Source organism: Vibrio splendidus, from assembly GCF_024347615.1.
In the GTDB taxonomy this organism is placed as follows: domain Bacteria; phylum Pseudomonadota; class Gammaproteobacteria; order Enterobacterales; family Vibrionaceae; genus Vibrio; species Vibrio splendidus.
This window is the reverse complement of sequence record NZ_AP025508.1, coordinates 1,426,210-1,448,037: the sequence shown is the minus strand read 5'-3', so window position 1 is coordinate 1,448,037 and position 21,828 is coordinate 1,426,210. Positions and strand designations below refer to the sequence as shown.

Genomic DNA, 21,828 nt, shown 5'->3' with positions numbered 1-21,828 from the left:
AAGTCGGGTATTATAGTCACCTTTGCTCAATTAGTTGAGCTATTTCACACTATTTGTTTTTCATTTTACAAGACACGATATGTATACACTCCGCCCGTACCAAGCTGACTCAGTAAAATCAGTGATTCATTACTTCAGAAAACACCAAACACCGGCTGTTCTTGTATTGCCAACAGGCGCAGGAAAAAGCCTGGTGATTGCAGAGTTAGCAAGGCTTGCGAAAGGTCGAGTTCTGGTACTCGCTCACGTTAAAGAGTTGGTCGAACAAAACCATGAAAAGTATGAAGGTTATGGGCTAAAAGGCTCAATTTTCTCTGCGGGTTTAGGGCGAAAAGAAACAGACCAACAAGTGGTGTTTGCTTCGGTTCAATCTGTGGTTCGCAACCTCGATTCATTCTCTAACCAATTTTCACTGTTGGTTATCGACGAATGCCACCGTGTTCCCGATGAAAAGACCAGTAGCTACCAAAAAGTGATCACTCACTTGCGCGAGAATAATTCGGGCATCAAGGTGCTTGGACTGACCGCGACCCCCTATCGTCTTGGTATGGGTTGGCTTTATCAGTATCACACGCGTGGACAAGTACGATCTGAAGAGCCTAGGTTTTTCAGAGATTGTATTTTCGAGTTGCCGATTCGCTACTTGTTGGACGAAGGCTTTCTAACACCAGCACGTATGATCGATGCGCCAGTATTGAGTTATGACTTTTCACAGCTAAAACCTGCAAGTACAGGCCGCTACAAAGAAGCAGAACTCGATATGGTGATCGAGCAATCTAAACGTGCGACCCCACAAATTGTCGACCAGATCATTGAGCTGGCCAAAGACAAGTTAGGGATCATGGTATTTGCTGCCACTGTTAGACACGCACAAGAGATTCTTGGCTTACTGCCCGAAGGTGAATCGTCAATCGTAATCGGCGACACACCAACTCTCGAACGTGACCAAATCATCAGTGACTTCAAAGAACGTAAAATCAAGTTCTTGGTTAACGTATCGGTATTAACCACAGGTTTTGATGCCCCTCATGTGGATTTGATCGCGATTTTGCGCCCGACAGAGTCCATCAGTTTGTATCAACAAATCGTTGGCCGTGGCTTACGCTTATCGCCGGGTAAAAAAGAGTGTTTGGTGCTAGACTATGCAGGCAACAGTTACGATCTTTACCAACCTGAAGTGGGCGACCCTAAACCCGACTCAGACAGTGAAATCATCACTATCCCCTGCCCTGCATGCGGCTTCAACAATAACTTCTGGGGCAAGCTAGACAGCAATGGCTTCTTGCTCGAGCATTTTGGCCGTAAATGCCAAGGCTACTTTACCGATGAAGACACGGGCGAACGCGAACACTGTAATTATCGCTTCCGAGCCAAATACTGCGGTGAATGCGGCGCTGACAACGACATTGCCGCGCGCATTTGCCATGAGTGCGATGCCACCTTGGTCGACCCAGATAAAAAGCTTAAGGAAGCGTTAAACCTAAAAGATGCGTTGGTGTTTGAGTGTTTAGAGATGGATCTTAACGTTCTCAAGGACGACAAAGGTAAGTCGCAACTTAAAGTCACTTACCGTGGCGAAAACCAAGCGCAGGTGCATGAGTTTTGGTCATTAACCACCAAGAAACAGAAGCAGAACTTTAAGGATCAATTTGTTCGCCCTCACCTTGCCGACAGACACCGCCCTTTTGAGGAAGCTTCACCAACGAAAGTGGTTGCTCACCAACATAGATTCCGCCCACCTCAATTCGTGATTGCACGTAAAGTCGGGCGTTTTTGGAAAATGAGAGACAAGATATTCGAAGACGAGCTTCAGCAACGTTAACATCTCATTTTTTGAGAACCTAAATCTCATTATTCATCAGGTTCACTTTCTGTTCAGAATTACTTTTTTATACTGAACGCTATCAACCTTCTCTAGGATTCGCTATGTTTAGTAAAGTTATGATTTCTATGTTTTCTTTAAGCTTAGGCTTATGTGTCGCCGCTAGTGCGTGGGCTGACTCAGATCATAACGGTCATGATCTTGTACAAGATGTCCATAAAGCGGGAACCCGTATCGAATTTGAAGAAGATCAAGACGAAGTCTACGAAGCCGTACGCGAAGGCTATATTCGCCCTTTCTCAGAAATGTATGCGGCCGTTGAGAACGATCTTCATGGCAGAATCATTAAAGTAGAGCTAGAAGAAGATGACGACATTTGGGTGTATGAACTAAAAATCAATTACCAAAACAACATCATCAAAGTCGAATACAACGCTGAGACGTTAGAAATGCTCATGATTAAAGGACGAAACTTTAAAGACGCAATTAAGCACGGTGAATAAGTAAGCGCCGCAACTTTAAAGACGCCATTGATCACGACGAGCAATTAAGCACAACGAACAGTCATTACAAGAATTAAGAAGAACAATTATGAAAATTTTAGTCGTTGAAGACGAACCTCGCTTGGGCCAACAAATTCTAGAAACCCTTGAGGGAGCCGACTGGGTTCCAGAACTTTCTCAAGATGGTATTGATGCACTCTACCGTGCAACATCGGAAGAGTGGGATGCCATCGTTCTCGATTTAGGCCTACCTAAACTGGATGGCCTAACCGTATTAAAAGGCATTCGAGACGAAAACATTAACACGCCAGTGATTATCTTAAGTGCGCGTGACACGCTGACCCAACGTGTAGAAGGCTTGAATGCAGGCGCTGATGACTACCTAACTAAACCATTCGAAATGGTCGAGCTGATAGCCCGTATTCGAGCTCAACTACGCCGAGCGTCAGGCAGTGCTGCTCCTATACTTCAAATTGGTGATTTAAGCCTAGACACACGCAGCTCTAAAGTGTTGTGGCAAGGTCAAGCGGTTAGCCTCACGGCGCTAGAATATAAAGTTGTCGCATACTTCATGCATAACCAAAACAAGGTTATCTCGCGCACAGAGTTAGTTGAGCACATCTACAAGCAAGACTTCGACCGCGACTCGAACACGGTTGAAGTGTTCATCGGTCGTATTCGTAAGAAAATCGCACCAAAGATCATCAAAACCGTTCGTGGCCTTGGCTACCAACTGAATGCTGAATAATGCTGTATTTAATTAAGCTAAGAGCAATCTCCAATTAGTGGGCAGCCTGTGCTGATCGTCGTTGTTCTCATAGCAAGATGAGCAAAGACAGGCTGGTAACGTATGAATCTAAAAAAACGAACACTTAAAAACGTCAGTCTAAAAAGCCGCTTGCTCCTCGCCGCGGCTTTTTGGCTAGGTGCGATGATATTAGCGGCAGGCGTCGGAATACCTAAGTTGGTTAACGATTACTTGGTCGATGACGTCAAGCAACAGCTCAGCCTAACCATGGACGAGTTAACCGCCAACATAGAAACCAACGACAGTGGTAACCTCATCATGGCAGAGCGTCTGTCTGACCCTAGGTTTAACCAACCCTACAGTGGTATTTATTGGCGTGCCGCTACCCAAGACCAGATTATTCGATCTCGCTCGCTATGGGACAAAGACCTCACCATCAAGCGTTCGCCGATTCATACTTCAATCAAAGGGCCTGAGAAAGAAAAGCTGATTTACATCGAGCAGGATATCTATCTGCCTGAATTGAACGATCCTGTCACGATCACCATTGGTATTGATGAAGACCCATTAGAATCCACACTTACTGAGCTTACAGGTCAAGTCTGGTTGATTCTGATGCTGTTGTTTGTGGGCGTGCTGATGTTGATTGGTATTCAAGTCAGCTGGTCGCTATTGCCACTCAATAAGATGCAACGTGAACTGGTGATGTTAAGAAACGGCGAGCAACAAGGGTTAAGCGATAACTACCCGAAAGAGGTTTCTCCATTGGTTTCTGACCTCAATGCCCTACTCTTCCACTATCAAGAGTTATTGGAGCGAGCGCGTAACCACGCAGGAAACTTATCTCACGCTTTGAAAACACCGCTGTCGGTTTTGAAAAATGAGATAGAGCGACTTCCAGATGATGATAAGACCTTGTTACAACAACCCATTCATCAGATTCAGAACCAAATAGATTATCATCTTGGCCGTGCACGCATGGCAGGTGCAATGAACATTCTTTCGGTGAAGTCATCACCTTGTGAGCGTGTTGAAGCTATCTCAATGGCGTTTGATAAAGTCTACGCTGCTAACGAAGTCACCATGATTAACGAGCTAGACTCTGAGATTGAAGTAGCAGTAGAAAAAACCGACCTTGATGAAATGGTCGGCAACCTACTCGAGAACAGTTACAAATGGGCGAGCAGCATTATCCGAGTCCATTCGAATGAACTCGACGATGGCAACATTGAATTGGTGATTGAAGATGATGGCCAAGGCATTCCTGAAGAGAAACTTGAGCAAGTCACCAAACGTGGTGTTCGACTTGATGAAACCACACCGGGAACAGGGTTGGGGCTTAACATCGTGAATGAAATGGCGCACAGCTACCGAGGCAGCCTAACGCTCAGCAAGAGCTCAATGGGCGGATTGAAAGCCTCTCTGGTGCTTAAACTAAGCAAAGGTTAAGTAAGCTAAACGCGCTAAATAAACTAAATAAACTAAATAAACTAAATAAACACGATAAGCCCTAGCACAACGCTAGGGCTTAACTTTATTCTGGTTTAACAAAGCTTTTCTCGCTTCAATATGATTAGCTCATCGAGTGAAGCCCAATCATATTGCCTTCCGTGTCACTCACTACACTGATAAAACCATGCTCACCAATGTCCATTTTGGGTACTTGTAGCGCGCCACCATTGGCCGCAGCCAAACTTGCTTCTGTGGCACAGTCCTCACAAGAGAAGTAAACCATGGTGCTGTTGCCTCCCGCTTTTACACCGGACATCTTACATAAAGCTCCTGTGGCGCCATAGTTGTCCATATCGCAAGGAAATACCCACATCTCAACTTCGATTCCAGTTTCATTGTCCAACTTATCCAGCGTCACTTTAAATACTGATTCATAAAAATTTTTTGCTCTCGACATGTCATCAACATATATTTCAAACCAACCAATCGGATTCATTTGCATAACGTTATCCTCAGCTTTCGCTGCTTGTTCGCCCTTAATCAGCATAGTCAAAATTGAAAAATTTATAGCCGAGGAATTACATGAGAGGGGGGTTATGTTTGTATAGATACAGTCCAGTAGAAATTGCAAAGCCTTGTTTGACGGAGGGTTCAAACAAGGCTCGATCTGGTCGCTCTATATATCACTCTGTACATCGTTCACAGCAACATCCAAAGCTTGTGAATCATCGCGGTAGGTTGCTACTCCGATCATCAAAATCCGGCCATCAGTATAATAGTCATGATCGTCATCGATCACTTCCACCGTAGCCAATGGGTACTTATCTATATCAATATCTGGTAATGACGTTCGTATCTGATTAGCGAGCCGATCTCGCTCTTCATCAACATTAGGGTCAATGTTATGAAGGACGGTCACAATGCCTGAGTAAGGGGTGACTTTAAGGCCATCATCATAACTAATTGCGCCTAACCACTGAGGCTGGTTAGTTTTAATATCAACACCTGCGCGCCACCAGCGAATATGGCTACGCTTCATCAAGTTACCCGGCAATTGAAACGCCATATCTTGTGGCTTGTCTCTCCAATATAAATCGGACACTGGCGGCGTTTTGTCTCTAAGCAATGCGAGATAGCCAGCCCATTCAATCTCATTTCGAGAGAACGTTTGATTCTCTATCCAGCCTAATTGCTTCATTAAATCTCTGGGGGTTGCTCCAACATAAATTACGTTGATCGCTTGTGCCGAGTAGAACGAAGATTTGCCTGGGAACGCTTTATAGGTAACCGAATTCCAGTCGACTTTGTCAATTTGAGCCGTCTCTGGTTGATTCTGAAAATCATCGGCCTTCCAGAAAAAGTGAGCGTAGTTCGCAAACAATACCCACGCCAACAACAGCACACTGGATTTAAGCACCAAGCGTCGCCACTTCATTCGATAACCAATAATGGTGAAAACCGATACCGCGAATACCCCGACGATCAAGCTATTATGCTCAGAGATAAATATCTTAAGGCTATTAAGCCACGGGAAGTTTTCAACGCCATGCGCCAGTAACATGCCCCAAGCAATGAACTGTCCACCACCAAGAGCCAAGCCGATAAACGCCAACACACTAAAATTACGCCACGGTACACGATGCGAGCCAGCTATAAATGGCACAACCCAAGCGATAGGCCCTAATAAACGAGCAAAAAGAATGATGTATGTGCCTTTGCGAGCAACCAGATAGCGGCAGCGCGCAATTAATCTTTTGGTTTTAGGTCGAAACTTAATGAGCCTTCGTTGTGCCTTAGCACCGTATTTATAACCAATGAAATAACTGAGTTGGTCACCAAGCAAACCACCTAGCATCACCAAAACCAACGCCATCCATGCACCTGAATACAGTTGAAAGCCCGCTGCGATAAAGAAGGGCTCTCCCGGTACAAATAGGTTTGGGCCAATGAGAGCATCACCCAATGCCCCCAGAAACAGCCCTAGTCCATCAAACATAACAACCTCAATACTTACTGTTCTTTGTAGTGACCAAACTTGTAGTTCATCTCGTTGTTACGCATTTCGCCTTTGAAGAAGCGTCTTACATTGGCTTTAAGATAAGTTGAGCCTGTCTTCACAACGCCATCTTGGTCTAAACGACGTGGGTCAAAACCAAAGGTCATATTCAGGAATCTAAATCGCCATGTTTTGCTCGCACGTTTTACGTAGTCACAGTCTTCACACAGGACGATCTCTTCATCGAAACCGCCGATCTCATCATGCGCGCGTTTAGTCGAGAAAATACATGCGCCAATCGCCGTCGGGAAAAAGAACTGGGTAGTGAACAAGCCTGCGTTAAATAAGCCGTAACCAAACTTGTGTACAAGCGGCAGACCTTTCGAGCTCATGTACACACCCGCCACTTCAAGCTTCTTCTCCTCTAGTTCATAAAGCGCTTTCGCAAGAAAGTTTCGGGGCAAGCTCACGTCAGCATCTAAGAAAAGGATTCTGTTGTATTGCGCCAATGAAGCACCTGTGTTTCGTCCAAGGCTCACACCACGATTTTCCATATGATGAACAGTTAATTTTGGCAACGCGTTTTCATAGGCTTGCGCAACGTCCCTTGTGTTGTCTTCACTGTTCGAGTCGACAACAATCACTTCAAACTCTTGGTGGGTTTGCACACTCAACTCTTCCATTAAGCGGCTAATGCGTTTCTCTTCGTTTAGCGTAATTACGACAATGCTTACCGGTTCCATATTTTTACCTATTCATTCTGCTGTTTAATTAACACTAAGATTAACCAACCAAGCCTTAACCAAGTCTTAGGCAAACATTCATTTTCCGTTCATTAACTTGATGATTTAGCAGCGCTATAAATAGATAAGATAGGCAATGTAAAAGACGATAAAATGGGGTAAGTAAGCGCTAGTGAACGTTTTATCTCCAAACGAATCATTTATCGAAGGAAATTCACTTTGAGATGGGCTTCTGACTTGCTCAGATTTGAATGTGATGTTAGTATCCGCGCTCGCTTAAGCATGAACTCGTTTATGCCTAAGCTTTACCACATACTCAAGGTCGCATTGAGGTGTGAAGTTAATTTTTACTAATTTGAGAGTAAAACTATGAAATTTGAAGCAGTAGTACGTACTGAACTAGGTAAAGGTGCGAGCCGCCGCCTACGTCACGCTGGTAAATTCCCAGCTGTAATCTACGGTGGCGAAGCAGCAGCTGTAGCTATCGAACTTGTTCACGCTGAAGTGATCAACCAAATGGATAAGCCTGAATTCTACGAAACAATCACTCTAGTGATTGACGGCGCAGAAGTTAAGGTTAAGCCGCAAGACGTTCAACGTCACGCGTTCAAGCCTAAAGTTGAGCACATGGACTTCATCCGTATCTAATTCCCTACCAAGGAATAAGATTGGATTAATCCAAGCCTTCTGCATAGAAAAGATAATCGATCTTACCAATCGAGAAATCTAGAAATTCGAAACCCCGATGCTACCAACACCGGGGTTTCACCGTTTCTGGGGTTTGAAAAACCGATTAATATTTATATTTTTCATAACCTTAGGCGATAATTGGGTAAATTGTGAGAACATGAAAGATCACGATGGTGACATTATCGTGACAGTATACAGTGCTCACATGGTCAATTAATCACTCTCATACGCCCCCACGACACCTCTCCCCGGTCTTGGTCTTTAAGTCACAACCGACTTGTCACTTTGGCCCAATTCGCGTCTTTTCGATTATTCGAAAAACAATTAAACAAGCAAATTAGCGTCCTTATTTGTCAAATCCGTTGTTATTACTGATTACATTAATTTCAGGTGAACGATCATCTGCCTTTAAACCAATACAATGAAGTGGAGAACAATTATGAGCGCGCGAACACTAACACCTAAAAAGTATCTTGAAGAAAAGTACCCAGGTTCAGGGATCACGACAGCTACCGTACATAACTGGTGCAGGAAAGGCTACTTACCCTATGTATTAACACCAAGCGGTAACCTACTCGTCTTAGTAGATGATAACAGTGGCCTTCAGTTTAGTAACTGCAAATGAACGTCGGTGATTAGATCACTACTCCACGCTTAGGGTAGTGATCTATCATTAGGAGATCTAACTATGGGTAGAAACCGCTCTGTCAAAAATATCGACTTACCGCCTTATCTTTATCGATATCAACACAAAGATGGCAAGGTACGTTACCGCCTAAAACTTGAGTCTGGGCGTTATTTCAATTTCCCTAAAGATACAAAAAAGCTCCACGCTATCAATGAAGCGGTTAACTATAATATCCAATACCGCTCAATGGCACAGCGCATTAAGCAAGCTCACCAGTCTACAGATCAGAATGTAGGTAGATTCAATATTCCTTTAGAGAAAGCGCTAAACAAAATCTTTCCGTTGATTGAAAGAGAAGAACTTTCACAAGGTTCACTGAAGAAGTATCAATCAATAATGCAGAAACTCTGTGATGATTTGGGAACAATACTCACGCATGACTTGAACTTAGAAATGTTGAATGCATTCTTAAAAACACATTATGGTGAGTCTTCATCTCAGAACTACAACAATAACCTCAGCCATATCAAGAAAGCATTCAGTTACCTAGCCGATCAATCATTTATAACAGATAACTTCATGCGCAATAAAAAGCGTTTGAAAGTCATGAAGTCAGAACGTGTTAAAAAGCGCCAAAGACTGACGTTAGAAGAATTTGAGTTAATTTATAGTAACGCACCAACCTTTCTTAAAGTCGCTATGGCGTTGACGTTAGAGACGACACACTCTGTCAACGAAGTATGTCGTATCAAATACAACATAAAAGAACCCAAAGATAACCGCTGTGGGATTGTATGGAATCAAGATAAGAAACCAAATATGCTCCATGGTGAAAAAGTTTATGGATACCTTTATATTCATAGACAAAAAGTCCAAAACTCAGCAGCATCTAGAGTGAAGATCCCTGTCACTCAGTCCATCTACGACATTGTACAGCTAAGCTATTCAGATCGGGTATCCTGCCCTTATATCGTCCATAAGAAGCCTATACAACAGCAACGAGGCATAGCTCATGATTGTGACCATATCTATCAAGTGCAAAGTCATTACCTAAGTAAGCAGTTCAGTAAAATCCGCGACAAAGTGGGAGTTAAGTCTGACTTACCGAGCAACCAAAGGCCTACGTATCACGAGATTCGCTCCTTAGCTGCTCGGTTGATTGAACAAAAAGGCTTAAGTGCCACCAGCAGGATGGCTCATAACGACGCCAAAACCACTGAGATTTATACGAAACCTGACGAAACAGTATGGAATGAGTGTGAGCCCATTTCTATACGAAGTTATTCGAACAGTTGATAAAATGGTGCATTAGTAAATCAGAGGTGAAACCGAAAACTAAATGCTTACTGACAGCAGAACAACGTATTAGTTTTAACCTAAATCGTTGTTCTCATTTTATATTTACGCTCAAGCTTCCTAAATAGTGATAGCAATTGTTCACACAGGTAAGTCTCTAACAAGTCGCCTTCTTCAGAGCTTAAATCAACAGTCAATTCGGTCAAGTTATCTTTAATACTATGTTTGATTAGACAGTTCCTAGAACCAAACCCTCCATCCATATCGCCAAATGGAATACGAAAGATTTCAGATAGTTGTTTAACTTTAGTGTCAAAATCAACGCCTCCATTCTGCTCAGGATACGAAAACTTGACGCACTCACCTGTCACAATACAAATGTATTCATTTGCGTTAATAATAGGGGTAATAAGCTCTCTAAGACTGGCTACATTATTAGAAACTGATACAAGGCGACTCTCAAATTTTTTCAACATACTATTGGCTCCAAATAAAAAAGGAGACAACAGTACGTATCAGACCCAGTAACATCAATAGATTCAAATAAAAAGAATGCTAGGCAGTTTAATTGACGCTTGCTGCTTTTGTCGCTGCTGTGAGCTTAGTAACTTTATCACTCGTCATCTCTAAACTCATTTGATGCTTTTCCGTTGAAGCAACGCGAAGTTGGCGCTCTATAGACATCAGATCATCAATAGCTTTTCGTAGTTTAGCCGTTGCCCTTCGAATCTGAAGCATTGCTTGCATCACTGAAGCTTCTGAAACTAAATTACGGCGTTTCATATCGTAATGTTGTGCATTGAGAATTATCTCAAAACCTCGGATAAAACCGTTAGCAACAAACAGTTCATCGATGGCTAAGTTACCAAAGTAACTATCAACACTTTCTGATTGCTCAATCTCAGAATAAGCATCTCTGAGCTTTTTAGTTTGAGCATCTAGTTGACCAATAATAACTATTGCTAAGTCATAGTTCTCATCTGATAGATAAAACTCGCCATCTTTACATTCAAAACCTTCCAAACGAAATGCCATAGCTTGAGCAATAATGCTACGTATAGAATCACTGGCACTACCACCGAAAGCAGCTAGAATATTTTTACTCATAACTTGTCTCTATTAATTGCTAAATAAAATCATTATAGGGGTATGTGAGTACTGATAAATTGGCCAAAGTTATCCCGTGATACACACCATAACACAAGTTATTGTTTTTAAATGGTTCGTAAGATGACACTCCTTGATCGCTCAATTGCCTACAGTGATATAAGGAATGAGAACAAAAGCTACCACGAGTCGCTCTTAACACAAATTAATTGGATATGATGGGTATTATAAGGTTCCATACCTCGACTAAGCTCCACTTTTAACTTATCGAAATAATATCTTCGTTGTCTTGTTCAGTTTTAGTTGTTTAATGGTCAAGAGAAACAGTCATACTCATTTCGCTTCACCCTCACGAAAACCAAACCTAAGATATTGTTTTTAAATGGTTCTTAAGATGACACTCCTTGATCGCTCAATTGCCTACAGTGATATAAGAAATTATGCCAAAATCTGTCACGAGTCGGTTCTAGCGCCAAAAGTCTGGATATGGTGGTCAATGTGGGGTTATGTACCTCGACTAAGCTCCACTTTTATCTTATCGAGATAATGTTTTCATTACCTTGTTCAGTTTTGGTTGTTCAATGGTCAAGAGAAACAATCATACTGCATCTCCCTCTTACCCTCACGACAACCATGCCTAAATTTTTGTTTTAATTTAGATAGAAAGGAGGCTTCTTTCTTTGACAGGGTATGTCTTATCACGATACTCCTCTAATCAATCTCGCTACAGGCCTTGTAGTATAATGCTTCACCCCATGTTCATCGAGTAGACACAAACATACTAAGGAACAGACTAGTTAATCTACTATTTATCCTACCAATCAATAAGTACGCTGAAAGAAAAAGAGAGAAATCACAAATAGACTTCCCCCTTTCAGTGCCAATACATGTGGCCGTTCAGTGCATACATTAAACCGTCGATTCAATATGATATGTATACCTTTCAGCATTCATGTTATCGCCTTGTTATCCACAATCTCACGGATGATGGCGAAACTACAAAGTTGTGCATTTCTACTCATAACCACATTTATTAGGTGGCATTATACTACGAATATGATAATTTCATGCCACTGATTGTATAATCAATAACTAGAAGAAGATTTATGCCGACATCTTATGCACATCAACTCGATACTTTACTTGCTAGATTCAATTTCCACTTTACAAAAAGTCAAATAAATCAAGTAATGGCAACAACTGCAAACTCTAAAGATACTTTTAAAGACTCTGTTCTAACCACAATCAGTTCTAATCAGAACTTGAAGGATAAAGTTAACGAATTAGGACTTTTAGCTCTACAACTAGATACACGACAGGTAGAGGTATTCACTGTAACCGATGCCAAAGCCCAATCAGCTTTGAGCCACCTTTACGCAAACCCTCAGATAACTACAAATACAACGATAAAGGACGCCTTCCCTTTTCCAGTCGAAGACAAAGCCGATTTGAATACTCTGAAGACGAATACTGTTTACCCTATCCTTTCCGATACAGTAGCAATGGGGAGCGATACATATAACCGCTTAGTTGTTTCAACGGTTACTGAAAAAGAGATAGAAGAGCCAGTCCCAGCAGCACATTTGTCCCAAACAGGACAAGCACAGCAAAATGCGAATACAACATATACAATGAAGAGGAAAGTAAGAACTCAGTTATTCCATGTTGTTTATTGGTGCTCTTCTCTATCTAAACTAATCTTATCTGTTGATAGGAACGCGATGTCTCTTAGCGCAAGTCAAGACCAACTGTTTATCGTTAGACGGTTTTTGACACTTAACAAAATTGACTGTGGTAATGCAACAAATGTATTCAGTGCAATAGAGCCACTTTACAACTCAGCGGACGGATTCGTGACCAAGCTAGGGCACGTAACTACAAACGGGAATCCGGTTCGCATCCCATTAAAAAGTAAGCAGAAGTGCCTAAAGCAAGACAACTACCACCAAGCTGGAGAAGGTGGTGGTCACGTACATGCAAAGTTTGCTGTTTCAAAAAAATGGGAGTTTGCACAAGCTGGAACAAAATGAGTAGTAGACATTGAAGTAGGACTTGCAGGTCAACCTAAGATGCTCGATACTTCGCAGCCACTTACAGACTTCTCTATAAATAAATCGAAACGACTAGAAGACTTCAACTTTGCTATCGATAAAGTACTGTCTCACGTATAAATCACATAAGAATAGCCACCATTATGATGAATGCAGCCCGCTTAAGAGAACAGTTAAAGGAGTTAGTCGAGTCGACGGAATCTCCTATCTATACCCTCTGCGATGAAATAGTCGATTACCTGACACACAACCCGACTCAACAAGATTTAACAGTTGGCGGGCTGCGGGCTGCTCTCAATAAAAAACCAGAAATTGACAACATACTTATCCAAGCTGCATTTGCGCTTACTGCACACCCTCTATCAGCTTTGGAAGTCAGATATAGACTATATGATATTTTGATTGAAGATGTCCTTGAAGAGCTTACACATACGCAGTACCTAACAGCCATATCGGAAGGCTCTTTTATTGATGACGATGGTAACGACATTCCACTACGAGAACTCAACGAAAGGATTTACCCTTACTTCATCAATAAGCTTACTTCAACGATGGAGGCCACTAAGTAATGATGAGCGCCCCTATCGAAAACTTAGCAATGGCAGCTGGATACAGTATGCAAAACATCTTTGCTGTAGCCCCCGAAGTTTTAGACCAACTGGCTAGGCAAACACCGCTTTCTTATGACGCTTTCGTAAAGCAAATTGATAAAGACTTGAACAATATCATAAGCAATACAGAATCCGGCAGACAGCATCACTATGAAAAGGGTGAGGATGCCATAACTGAACACATTATTGTTCAACTGAAGCAAAAGTACCCCTCTGTCCACCATGACGCACAATAAGGTGGCCATTGCGACATTTACATTGAAACTACCAGTTCAAGTGGTGATTTATATAAGTGGGTAATGGAAGCCAAACTATGGGAAGGCTTCGAGTATGTGTACAAAGGCTTAGACAACCAGCTGTTAGGCAGTTACGCGCAAGGCGGGGTAAATAGCTGTTACGGTGGTATAATTTTTTATTCGAAGCTAACCAGTGGAGCCTCTCATGCAATGCAGCAATGGCACCAAGGTCTGGCTGCCAAAAATATCATAATCAACAACAAACGTCCTGACGGTTTACGATTTGATACTGAACATAAACTTAATGGTGGTACTGGTGCTGATTTTAAGGTGAATCACTATTGTGTCGACCTTTTTCATGCCCCAACCAAAGAAAAAGTAGAGAAAGCAGCAGCAAAAGCCGAAGCTAAAATAAAGCAGGAAGCCATAAAAGAATACGAAGCCAAGAAACAGAAAGGAGTAGCGGGCAAATAACGCCTCATAATCGCCCCTTCTCTGAAATAAGGTAATGTGATGCATTTTAAAATATAGATAGATGCATCATTTTACCAATTCGGTATGCGACTAATCAAAACCAAGCTTTGACAGTGCATTAGCCTTGCTTTGATAACTAAAGCCAGAGAGTAAACGGAGTTTTTTCTTCATAGTAGTAGCGCTACAAGTCTGTGTCTGTTTCCACTTTTCAATGTGAGTACTCCTCACGCTATCTAGTGTCGTTGACGGAGCAAGGCACTGAACAAAACTAATCCAACATTTTCGATATTCAGTCTAGCTTTTAGCACTAAAATCCGTAAGGCACATCATAATATCAACGCTGTTCAGTAGTTGACTCTCCATCCTTTTCTGACCTAGAAAGTCATCATATATTAACTTTACTTCATCTATGGTAAGGCTGGTAACTTGAAGGATTCGGCTTGCTAATTCGAAAGCGAGCAGAACAGCCGTTATGTAGTCTCTGGTTTTAAACTCAATATAGGCTGGTGGTGCATGCCATTATTCCTAATGCTCCATCGAAAGGTATAGACACCTGTTCTACTGGTAAAAAGGTACAATGCTTTGCGTGAGGGTAAACGATGATTTGATAGCATGTGCTAGCTCCAGTGTGGGCTGTTGCTATCTTGTAGAACCTTCAGATTGAAAAAAGGCCTGATACATCAGACCTTTTAAAATATGGTGGGAGTGAGGGATTCGCCCCCTCGATACCAACTGTATAAGCCACTTTCCAAAATCCTCCTTAGGGAACTTGGAAAATCAAACACTTGTCTGTTTTGGATTCGTTCAAATGTGTCTGACATATTGTCGCCCAACTGGCACATCCTTAGAAGGGACGTACGGTCGCTTTCGCTCCCCAGTGTGAGCTTAGCAGCTCAGCACAGTCTTGAAACACTAACCTAACAATACTAATCCTAGGTGTCAATTTACAGCTTGAAGCACAGCAGCCTTTTTTGCTGACTGCCGATTTGCATGCTCCTCAATCAAAACTTGTATAGGTATAAAAGCGTCAGGAGCGAGCCTCAATGCACCTTTAGCGTTTCCATTCGCAACTACACCCACAACTCGTCCATGTTCATTTAGTACAACACCACCACTATGACCGTGAATTATTGGCTCATCGATGAGGATTCTTGGCTGACTTTCTCTTGTCATCTGACGTTTAATTTTGGCTTTTAGGATAGTTGCACGATTCCCATGTTCTGATTCGAATGAAGGATAACCAATGGCGAAAACTGTTGCACCTTCGCTATAATCAGGCTCTGGTTCTATCTCTAGAGGATTATTATCTTTGAAGATAAAGTCAGATGTAATAACCGCCAAATCCTTCGCTTTATTTTTCCAAGCCAATTCTAGTCCAATAAACTCTTTAGATTCATTTGGCAGCCAACGCAAAACAAGAGCATCGACTATATTCTCGTTAGTAACACCTTCGATGACGTGTTCATTAGTGACTAAACCGACCCCCTCAAGTAAGAAGCCACTTCCCTGTCCATCACCTTCAGCTGTAATATCGTAGACTATATACGTTGACTCTGCAGCTATCTCCCAAAAACATTTTTTATATGTTTCATCAGGTTTCCCGATTGCAACAGTGTAGTCAAACATTAGTTTTCGCCAGACACTACAAGTTTTACCTCGAACAGAACGTATGTAATTTAACCTACCACGTACTTTTTGTAGAAATATCTTACCTGGAGATTTTGCAATTTTAATGTGCTGTCTATTAGCGATATAGCCTCGGTGGTATTTTTCGAAGTATTCTCGCTCAGCCTCAATTGCACCAAACTTAAGCAAAGCATTAAGCATTGAAGAGGTTTGACGAATGAATTTTCGATTGACATTCACTTTTTCATTGACGGTGACATTTGTAACAGATTGCCTTTGAGTTCTGTGCTGAATCCTAGTCTTCTTATCATTAATTTCAAACCAATTGCTTTCAATGATACTTGTAAGTCCATGACCAAGAGCCAACTCATCATTACTATCAAAGAATGCAATTTCTTTAGGTAACGACCTTTTCTTATTCGTAAACGAGAAACTAATATCATCAGCATACCTCGTATAAGTGCAAGAATGTCTGTGGGCTAAATTCCTCAACTGCCTATCCAATCGAAAAGAAATCATATTGGAAATAACAGGTGATGTTGGTGCACCTTGAGGCAGAACTCCTTCGTAGCAACATATTTGAGCTAAAACACTTGCTACATTTTGGTTCAGGCTTAAAGGTGGGCTTTGAAAGAGTCGACTAACTCTACCAAAGTTAATCGAGCCAAAAAAATCATTCAGGTCGATATTGAGTACAAACTCTTTACGAACATGAGGTTTGGCATTGGTGAGAACGCTTCTACCAGCGACAAAGCCGTGTACACTCTTCCTTGGTTTATAGTACGTCTCTAGCTCGGCTTGAACCTTCTTTTGTATATTTTTAAGACTCTTTACAGGTGCAAAAATTGTCCGTTCTCCTCCTCCCTTTTTAGGGATTTGAAATGAACGGTAACGAATATTATCACCATATAAAAGACCAACTGTTTTATCCTCATCAACTCCTAGAAACTGATACAAGTCGGTGACAGTTAAACATTCATGAAGTTTGGTTGGCACTCCAAACATATAAAACACCATTACTTAGGAAAGGGAGGGACGGGGAGGTTTTATCATTGTCCTACATGACATTTGAAAACATTTAGTAGTAAAGATAAGGGCAAAATAGCCATTGTGTATTGCCTATGGCAGATAGCATAGGAAAGTTAAATCATCTCCCCGACCTATGGGTAAACTACTAAAACTTAAGTGCTTATGCAATAGATTGATATCAATAACTAACTACAGCCTCCCCTCACACGGCTCATAAATACTTTGACACTGTCTCAACAGGGACGTGCTCTATCCAGCTAAGCTAAGGGCGCGCAATAATAAAGACTGTGTTTTATTAGTCAACAAATAACACACCGGAAATTAGCTACCACAACATCTTTTGTACTTATTTCCACTTCCACAAGGGCAAGGTTTGTTTCTCCCTGTTTTCGGTTGTTTAAGAGCTTTAGCTATCTGCAAAGGATTAGGTTTGGAACCCAATTGCATCTCTAACGTAGCCTGATCCATTTCTTCGTCATAACACCATTCATCATCTAACAAAACAATACACCTCACCATTCCCCAAACAGGGTCAATGACTACTCCTATCCAAGTATCTTGTTTTTGCTTGTATTTTCTCGCTTTTATGTACCTTGATAAGCGTTCTTGTTCTTCCTGATGATCTCCAGTAGAAGTGTGGATGGTTATGCCAGCCCCATCCTCTAAAAGCATACTGAAATCGTGGCATTTGTTATCCAAGCGAGCCTTTGCTGATATGGCTGACACTGAATCATCCAACATATCTAATGACGCTTCATTTAACTTCATCAAAGAAAAAGCCAAGTCCGTCAAACTGTCATTTTCTAGTCTATTTATCTTGAACAAAAGCTTGCTGATGAAACCTTTCGAGTACCTTTTCAAGACACCATCAGGAGTTATACGCCCTCCTAATGCAAGGCGCCGCGACATAAAACAGGCGTCAAGTTCTGATGCGATGTCGTCCCCATAGTGTGCGAAATCAGCCTCTTTCTTGTCGAGCCACAAATTATTCTTGAGATGCAGAGATAAGAGTACGATTTCCGTACTAGCCATCATCGAGTCTAGATATCCTACCCTCCTATCCACATAGCTCATTAAGAACAGTGGGTTTTTAAGAAATTCGGTTAAAATGTCTAAGAAAAACACATCTAAGATAAATGGAGGGGCAATTTTATCCGTCTCGACATATTCCAAATGTTGTCTGCACTGGAAGCTAAGGGAGGGGTAGCTTTCAGACGTCAAACATACTGGATAAACAATTGACGGTTTACAATTCAGCTCAAAGACTGTTCCATCAGAATCCCTCAGAGTAATGCCATCTAACTGCAAAGCATCGGCACATTCTACTGTTTGGTTGTATGCACTTTGAACCGCCTTGGCAAAATCATCCTTGAGGATTTTTGCATTGCCATTTTTTGCCCCAAGAGTCATCCCTTTAGATTTAGCCTGTATCACAAGGAACTTAGTGCCATATTTTACAAGAATATCTATCTCTCCAATCTTTTCTGAAGCGGTCTTAAAGATGTCGATATTTTTGAAAACGTTGCCCTCACCAAATACTTCAATCAAACGGTTGTATGCGTACTCTTCTGTAAATTGCCCTCTATGCTCTACTGCAAGGTTTAGGTATTTCTTATCATCTCGCATCCAAAAGATAGGGCTTTCATACATGGACTGGGCAAGAGCTGTTATTTGGAAGAGGTAATACTTATCGTCAACCTTTGATATTGGTTTAAAATTAACCACATTGATACTATCGATAGCCGTAAATTGGGTATTAGTTTCATTAGAGGTCGAGCTAAAGGCATCCAAAAATGCTGTTGTAATATGCTTTTCAATTCCAGTATCTTCACACAACGTATCTACACAGATGCAGCAATCGTCAACATAGGATATAAACTGAGCTCTTTGTTCTCCAGCATCAGCATGCCTCTGAACGTTTAGGTTCATTTGTTTGCATATTGACTTGTAAAGCGTGAAAGCATCTGACATATCGAAGCCAACATGCAATTTCAGCCATTCAGAATCATTTTCATATCTTTGTTTAGCTAGCTCAGAAAACTGGAATTCAAAAGCCTGCTCCGCTGAATAGAACACAAACTCACGAACGATATCTGGAGCTGAAAAAAACTCGACCATGCTTAACTGCAAATTTTCCTTCGAAAATCTCTGCATGTTTTGATGTTTAAGGGATTCATGAATGCGCCCCAGTAGAGATTCTATCTGTCCTGATACCTCTTCTATTTCATCATCCGTTAGGACTGTAAAATCACAACCTTTTTTTTGAATCAACCCATGCACAACAGACAACTCGGTACGAATTAACCTTTCGGGATTGTAAAGATCCATCAAATTATCTGGCTTTAGAAGGTCATAAAAGCCTACGGTACAGTCCCTACGACATAGGTACGAAAAAGCATGAATTGCACCTTTTTTATCACACAGTGATTCCAACTCATGGAATGCTTGTTGCTCTTCAGTCATAGATAGAACTCTTATTTGGAAATTTATGATTATTCTACATATCTTCCTTTCTTCATACTTTGACACTCCTAGCAACGTCAATTTTGACCTCTCATTGGAGCATAGCCATCTGAGAGTTTGAATTGCCGCTATCAAAGGTGACATTAACAGACCTTATGAACGAATTATCAAATGAAGAGTTAGGTGTCGTGTTTCAACTATCTAACAAACTTTGGGGCGTGCGACGTGAAGTCGTATGAAGCGCTGTTCACCGCTAAACGAGTGAACCATCTGTATCACCAGATGAACCTAGGAGCCTGAATAAAGTAGCGGCTTTGACAATGTAACGAAGGTTGGTATTTTCCAATCGGGATTGAAATCGTGAGAGAACGATCCTCCTGATAACCACAACATCGGGTGAGTGCTAGGTAGTCAGCATGATGAACAGAAGTGAATCCGCGTAAGGTGCGTTATGTTGTGAAACAGCGGAAGTGGTTAATACGCTGTAGCCAAAAGGCACGAGAGTCGGAAAGAGATTGCCCCATGCTCTTTCGTGATCATTGAACTCTCCGCACCATAGCGGGCATCTAAACTGACATTGCGTGACATACGGAACACGGTAAGCCTGTATCTCTCCCTACGGGAAAGCCCCTGTGGCCGATAGTGATGCGGGTAGAGGAGGTTGGAAAAAGCAAAGGCTGCATTGTAATGACGCAGATACAGGTTTGTGCCTGATCACGAAAGTGAGCCCACTTCCAACTGGTCTCTCGTTGCGAGAGAGTTTGAAGAACTTTATTAAGGAAGAAAAGCAAATGACGATTTCGAATGAGATTAGTGCATCTTCTGACAGTGCACTGTGGCAATCCATTAACTGGAAGGCCGCAGAGGCGAACGTCTTAAAGCTTCAAATGCGTATCGCAAAGGCAACTAGAGACGGTAAACACGGCAAAGCAAAAGCATTGCAGTGGATACTGACTCACTCTCGCTCAGCAAAACTTCTTGCTGTTAAGCGAGTTTCTCAAAATAAAGGCAGTAAAACGCCTGGAATAGACGGCGTTGTCTGGAATACAGACACGCGTCGTATGAAAGCAGTAAATCAACTGAGTCGGAAAGCTTACCAAGCGAAACCACTCAGGCGTATCTATATCCCCAAAAAGAATGGCAAGCTTCGACCTCTGGGCATACCATGCATGATAGACAGAGCACAACAAGCGCTACACCTATTATCGCTAGAGCCTATATCAGAAACAACTGCCGACCCGAATAGTTATGGCTTTAGAACAAATCGTAGCACGGCTGACGCTGTCGACCAGTGCTTCAAGTGTTTGGCTTTAAAGAAATCGGCTAAATGGGTTCTTGAAGGAGATATTAAAGCTTGCTTCGACAAAATAGGGCATCAATGGCTTATGGATAACATCGCCATCGATAAACGGATGTTGGAGCAATGGCTAAAGTCAGGCTTTGTAGACAAAGGGCTGTTTTACGACACCGACGAAGGCACTCCTCAAGGCGGAATTATATCCCCCACCTTGATGTTGATGACGTTATCGGGTCTCGAACAGCGCATTAAGTCTACCGCGCTTAAGAAAGGAGCAAGAGCTAACTTTATTGGATATGCCGACGATTTCGTCGTCACTTGCGCTTCAAAGGAAGTACTCGAGAACGATATCAAACCGTTGATTGCTGATTTCTTAGCGGAAAGAGGCTTAACATTATCCGAAGAGAAAACGCACATTACTCATATCAACGATGGCTTTGACTTTCTTGGGTTCAACCATAGGAAGTACAAAGGGAAACTGCTCATCAAGCCGAGTAAATCCAATACGTTGATGTTCTTAAGCAATCTGCGTGAACTCATCAAAAAGCACGTAACCCTTCCAGTGAATGATCTTATCAAACTGATAAATCCTAAACTCAGGGGATGGTCGAACTATTATCGGCACTGCGTAGCTAAACAGGTATTCGGATATGTCGGTCACAAACTATTCCATACGTTATGGCACTGGGCTAAAAGGCGTCATCCAACAAAGTCTAAAACTTGGATTGCCCTAAAATACTTCATCAACCGAAAAGGCCAATGGCAGTTTCACGGTTGGCAGAAGATCATGGATATGGATTGCCAGTTCAATCTCTTCCAAATAGCCAAAGTGCCAATAGAAAGGCATGTGAAAATCCGAAGTGCAGCGACACCCTTTGACCCTCTTTACCAAGAATACTTGGTAAAGAGAAAATCTAAAAGGCTAGCTCGTAACTCTTGGAACGAACCTGCTTCGACTGCTTTATAAGTTGCTGGGTATCAAACGATGCCTTCGTGGAGGCTTGAGCCTAGTGCAGTGAAAGTTGCACGCTGGGTTCTTAGGGAGACGGCACTTGG

The 21,828-nt window shown here is 42.0% G+C and carries 18 protein-coding genes; 11 read left to right on the top strand and 7 right to left on the bottom strand.

Annotated elements, in window-relative coordinates; all coding sequences use genetic code 11:
- Positions 1 to 79: 79 nt before the first annotated feature.
- From OCU90_RS06465 to OCU90_RS06450, 4 genes are all read left to right on the top strand, one after another.
- Positions 80 to 1,822: a DEAD/DEAH box helicase gene (locus OCU90_RS06465; protein ID WP_004734668.1), complete on the top strand. Its 1,743-nt coding sequence runs from the start codon at positions 80 to 82 to the stop codon at positions 1,820 to 1,822.
- A gap of 104 nt (positions 1,823 to 1,926) precedes the next feature.
- Positions 1,927 to 2,325, top strand: coding sequence for a PepSY domain-containing protein (locus OCU90_RS06460; RefSeq protein WP_004734667.1), 399 nt, complete (start codon positions 1,927 to 1,929; stop codon positions 2,323 to 2,325).
- Between the two features lie 88 nt (positions 2,326 to 2,413).
- Positions 2,414 to 3,073 (top strand): response regulator transcription factor, encoded by a 660-nt coding sequence (locus OCU90_RS06455; protein WP_004734666.1) that lies wholly within the window; start codon positions 2,414 to 2,416, stop codon positions 3,071 to 3,073.
- Positions 3,074 to 3,175: 102 nt separating this feature from the next.
- Entirely contained in the window at positions 3,176 to 4,522 is a 1,347-nt protein-coding gene (locus tag OCU90_RS06450) for an ATP-binding protein (RefSeq protein ID WP_061024602.1), read from the top strand.
- A gap of 124 nt (positions 4,523 to 4,646) precedes the next feature.
- Here OCU90_RS06450 and OCU90_RS06445 read toward each other — a convergent pair whose 3' ends face one another.
- The 3 genes from OCU90_RS06445 to OCU90_RS06435 all read right to left on the bottom strand — a co-directional run bounded on the left by OCU90_RS06445 (position 4,647) and on the right by OCU90_RS06435 (position 7,264).
- A complete protein-coding gene (locus OCU90_RS06445) occupies positions 4,647 to 5,027 on the bottom strand; it encodes a VOC family protein (RefSeq protein WP_061024707.1) in 381 nt (126 codons plus the stop codon).
- Between the two features lie 174 nt (positions 5,028 to 5,201).
- Positions 5,202 to 6,521 carry an LssY C-terminal domain-containing protein gene (locus tag OCU90_RS06440; protein WP_061024600.1) on the bottom strand — a complete coding sequence of 440 codons (1,320 nt, stop codon included), beginning with the start codon at positions 6,519 to 6,521 and terminating at the stop codon, positions 5,202 to 5,204.
- Between the two features lie 14 nt (positions 6,522 to 6,535).
- Positions 6,536 to 7,264 carry a glycosyltransferase family 2 protein gene (locus tag OCU90_RS06435; protein ID WP_054540994.1) on the bottom strand — a complete coding sequence of 243 codons (729 nt, stop codon included), beginning with the start codon at positions 7,262 to 7,264 and terminating at the stop codon, positions 6,536 to 6,538.
- 369 nt (positions 7,265 to 7,633) lie between these two features.
- On the opposite strand from OCU90_RS06435, the gene rplY reads away from it, so the two are divergent.
- Both rplY and OCU90_RS06425 read left to right on the top strand, forming a co-directional pair.
- Positions 7,634 to 7,912, top strand: coding sequence for a 50S ribosomal protein L25 (rplY, locus tag OCU90_RS06430; protein ID WP_017083319.1), 279 nt, complete (start codon positions 7,634 to 7,636; stop codon positions 7,910 to 7,912).
- A gap of 730 nt (positions 7,913 to 8,642) precedes the next feature.
- Complete coding sequence (locus tag OCU90_RS06425; protein ID WP_240513399.1) at positions 8,643 to 9,878, top strand: phage integrase Arm DNA-binding domain-containing protein; 1,236 nt, start codon at positions 8,643 to 8,645, stop codon at positions 9,876 to 9,878.
- A gap of 80 nt (positions 9,879 to 9,958) precedes the next feature.
- On the opposite strand, the gene OCU90_RS06420 is transcribed toward OCU90_RS06425, so the two are convergent.
- Positions 9,959 to 10,354 carry a hypothetical protein gene (locus OCU90_RS06420; RefSeq protein ID WP_061024598.1) on the bottom strand — a complete coding sequence of 132 codons (396 nt, stop codon included), beginning with the start codon at positions 10,352 to 10,354 and terminating at the stop codon, positions 9,959 to 9,961.
- Positions 10,355 to 10,442: 88 nt separating this feature from the next.
- Positions 10,443 to 10,985, bottom strand: a complete 543-nt coding sequence (locus tag OCU90_RS06415) for a hypothetical protein (RefSeq protein ID WP_061024596.1) — start codon at positions 10,983 to 10,985, stop codon at positions 10,443 to 10,445.
- 1,106 nt (positions 10,986 to 12,091) lie between these two features.
- Here OCU90_RS06415 and OCU90_RS06410 point away from each other — a divergent pair.
- The 4 genes from OCU90_RS06410 (at position 12,092) to OCU90_RS06395 (ending at position 14,357) form a co-directional block, all read left to right on the top strand.
- Positions 12,092 to 13,015: a hypothetical protein gene (locus OCU90_RS06410; RefSeq protein WP_206207884.1), complete on the top strand. Its 924-nt coding sequence runs from the start codon at positions 12,092 to 12,094 to the stop codon at positions 13,013 to 13,015.
- 164 nt (positions 13,016 to 13,179) lie between these two features.
- Positions 13,180 to 13,605: a hypothetical protein gene (locus OCU90_RS06405; protein ID WP_061024594.1), complete on the top strand. Its 426-nt coding sequence runs from the start codon at positions 13,180 to 13,182 to the stop codon at positions 13,603 to 13,605.
- Entirely contained in the window at positions 13,605 to 13,883 is a 279-nt protein-coding gene (locus tag OCU90_RS06400) for a hypothetical protein (RefSeq protein WP_206207883.1), read from the top strand. The genes OCU90_RS06405 and OCU90_RS06400 overlap by 1 nt, the downstream gene beginning before the upstream one ends.
- Before the next feature lie 63 nt (positions 13,884 to 13,946).
- Complete coding sequence (locus tag OCU90_RS06395) at positions 13,947 to 14,357, top strand: hypothetical protein (protein WP_206207882.1); 411 nt, start codon at positions 13,947 to 13,949, stop codon at positions 14,355 to 14,357.
- A gap of 939 nt (positions 14,358 to 15,296) precedes the next feature.
- Here OCU90_RS06395 and OCU90_RS06390 read toward each other — a convergent pair.
- Both OCU90_RS06390 and OCU90_RS26100 read right to left on the bottom strand, forming a co-directional pair.
- On the bottom strand, positions 15,297 to 16,988 hold the full coding sequence (locus OCU90_RS06390; RefSeq protein WP_061024592.1) for a reverse transcriptase domain-containing protein: 1,692 nt from the start codon (positions 16,986 to 16,988) through the stop codon (positions 15,297 to 15,299).
- Positions 16,989 to 17,333: 345 nt separating this feature from the next.
- Positions 17,334 to 19,475 carry a YecA family protein gene (locus OCU90_RS26100; RefSeq protein ID WP_061024590.1) on the bottom strand — a complete coding sequence of 714 codons (2,142 nt, stop codon included), beginning with the start codon at positions 19,473 to 19,475 and terminating at the stop codon, positions 17,334 to 17,336.
- A 791-nt stretch (positions 19,476 to 20,266) separates the two neighbouring features.
- On the opposite strand from OCU90_RS26100, the gene ltrA reads away from it, so the two are divergent.
- On the top strand, positions 20,267 to 21,739 hold the full coding sequence (ltrA, locus tag OCU90_RS06380; protein WP_099426181.1) for a group II intron reverse transcriptase/maturase: 1,473 nt from the start codon (positions 20,267 to 20,269) through the stop codon (positions 21,737 to 21,739).
- The last annotated feature ends 89 nt before the right edge of the window (positions 21,740 to 21,828 follow it).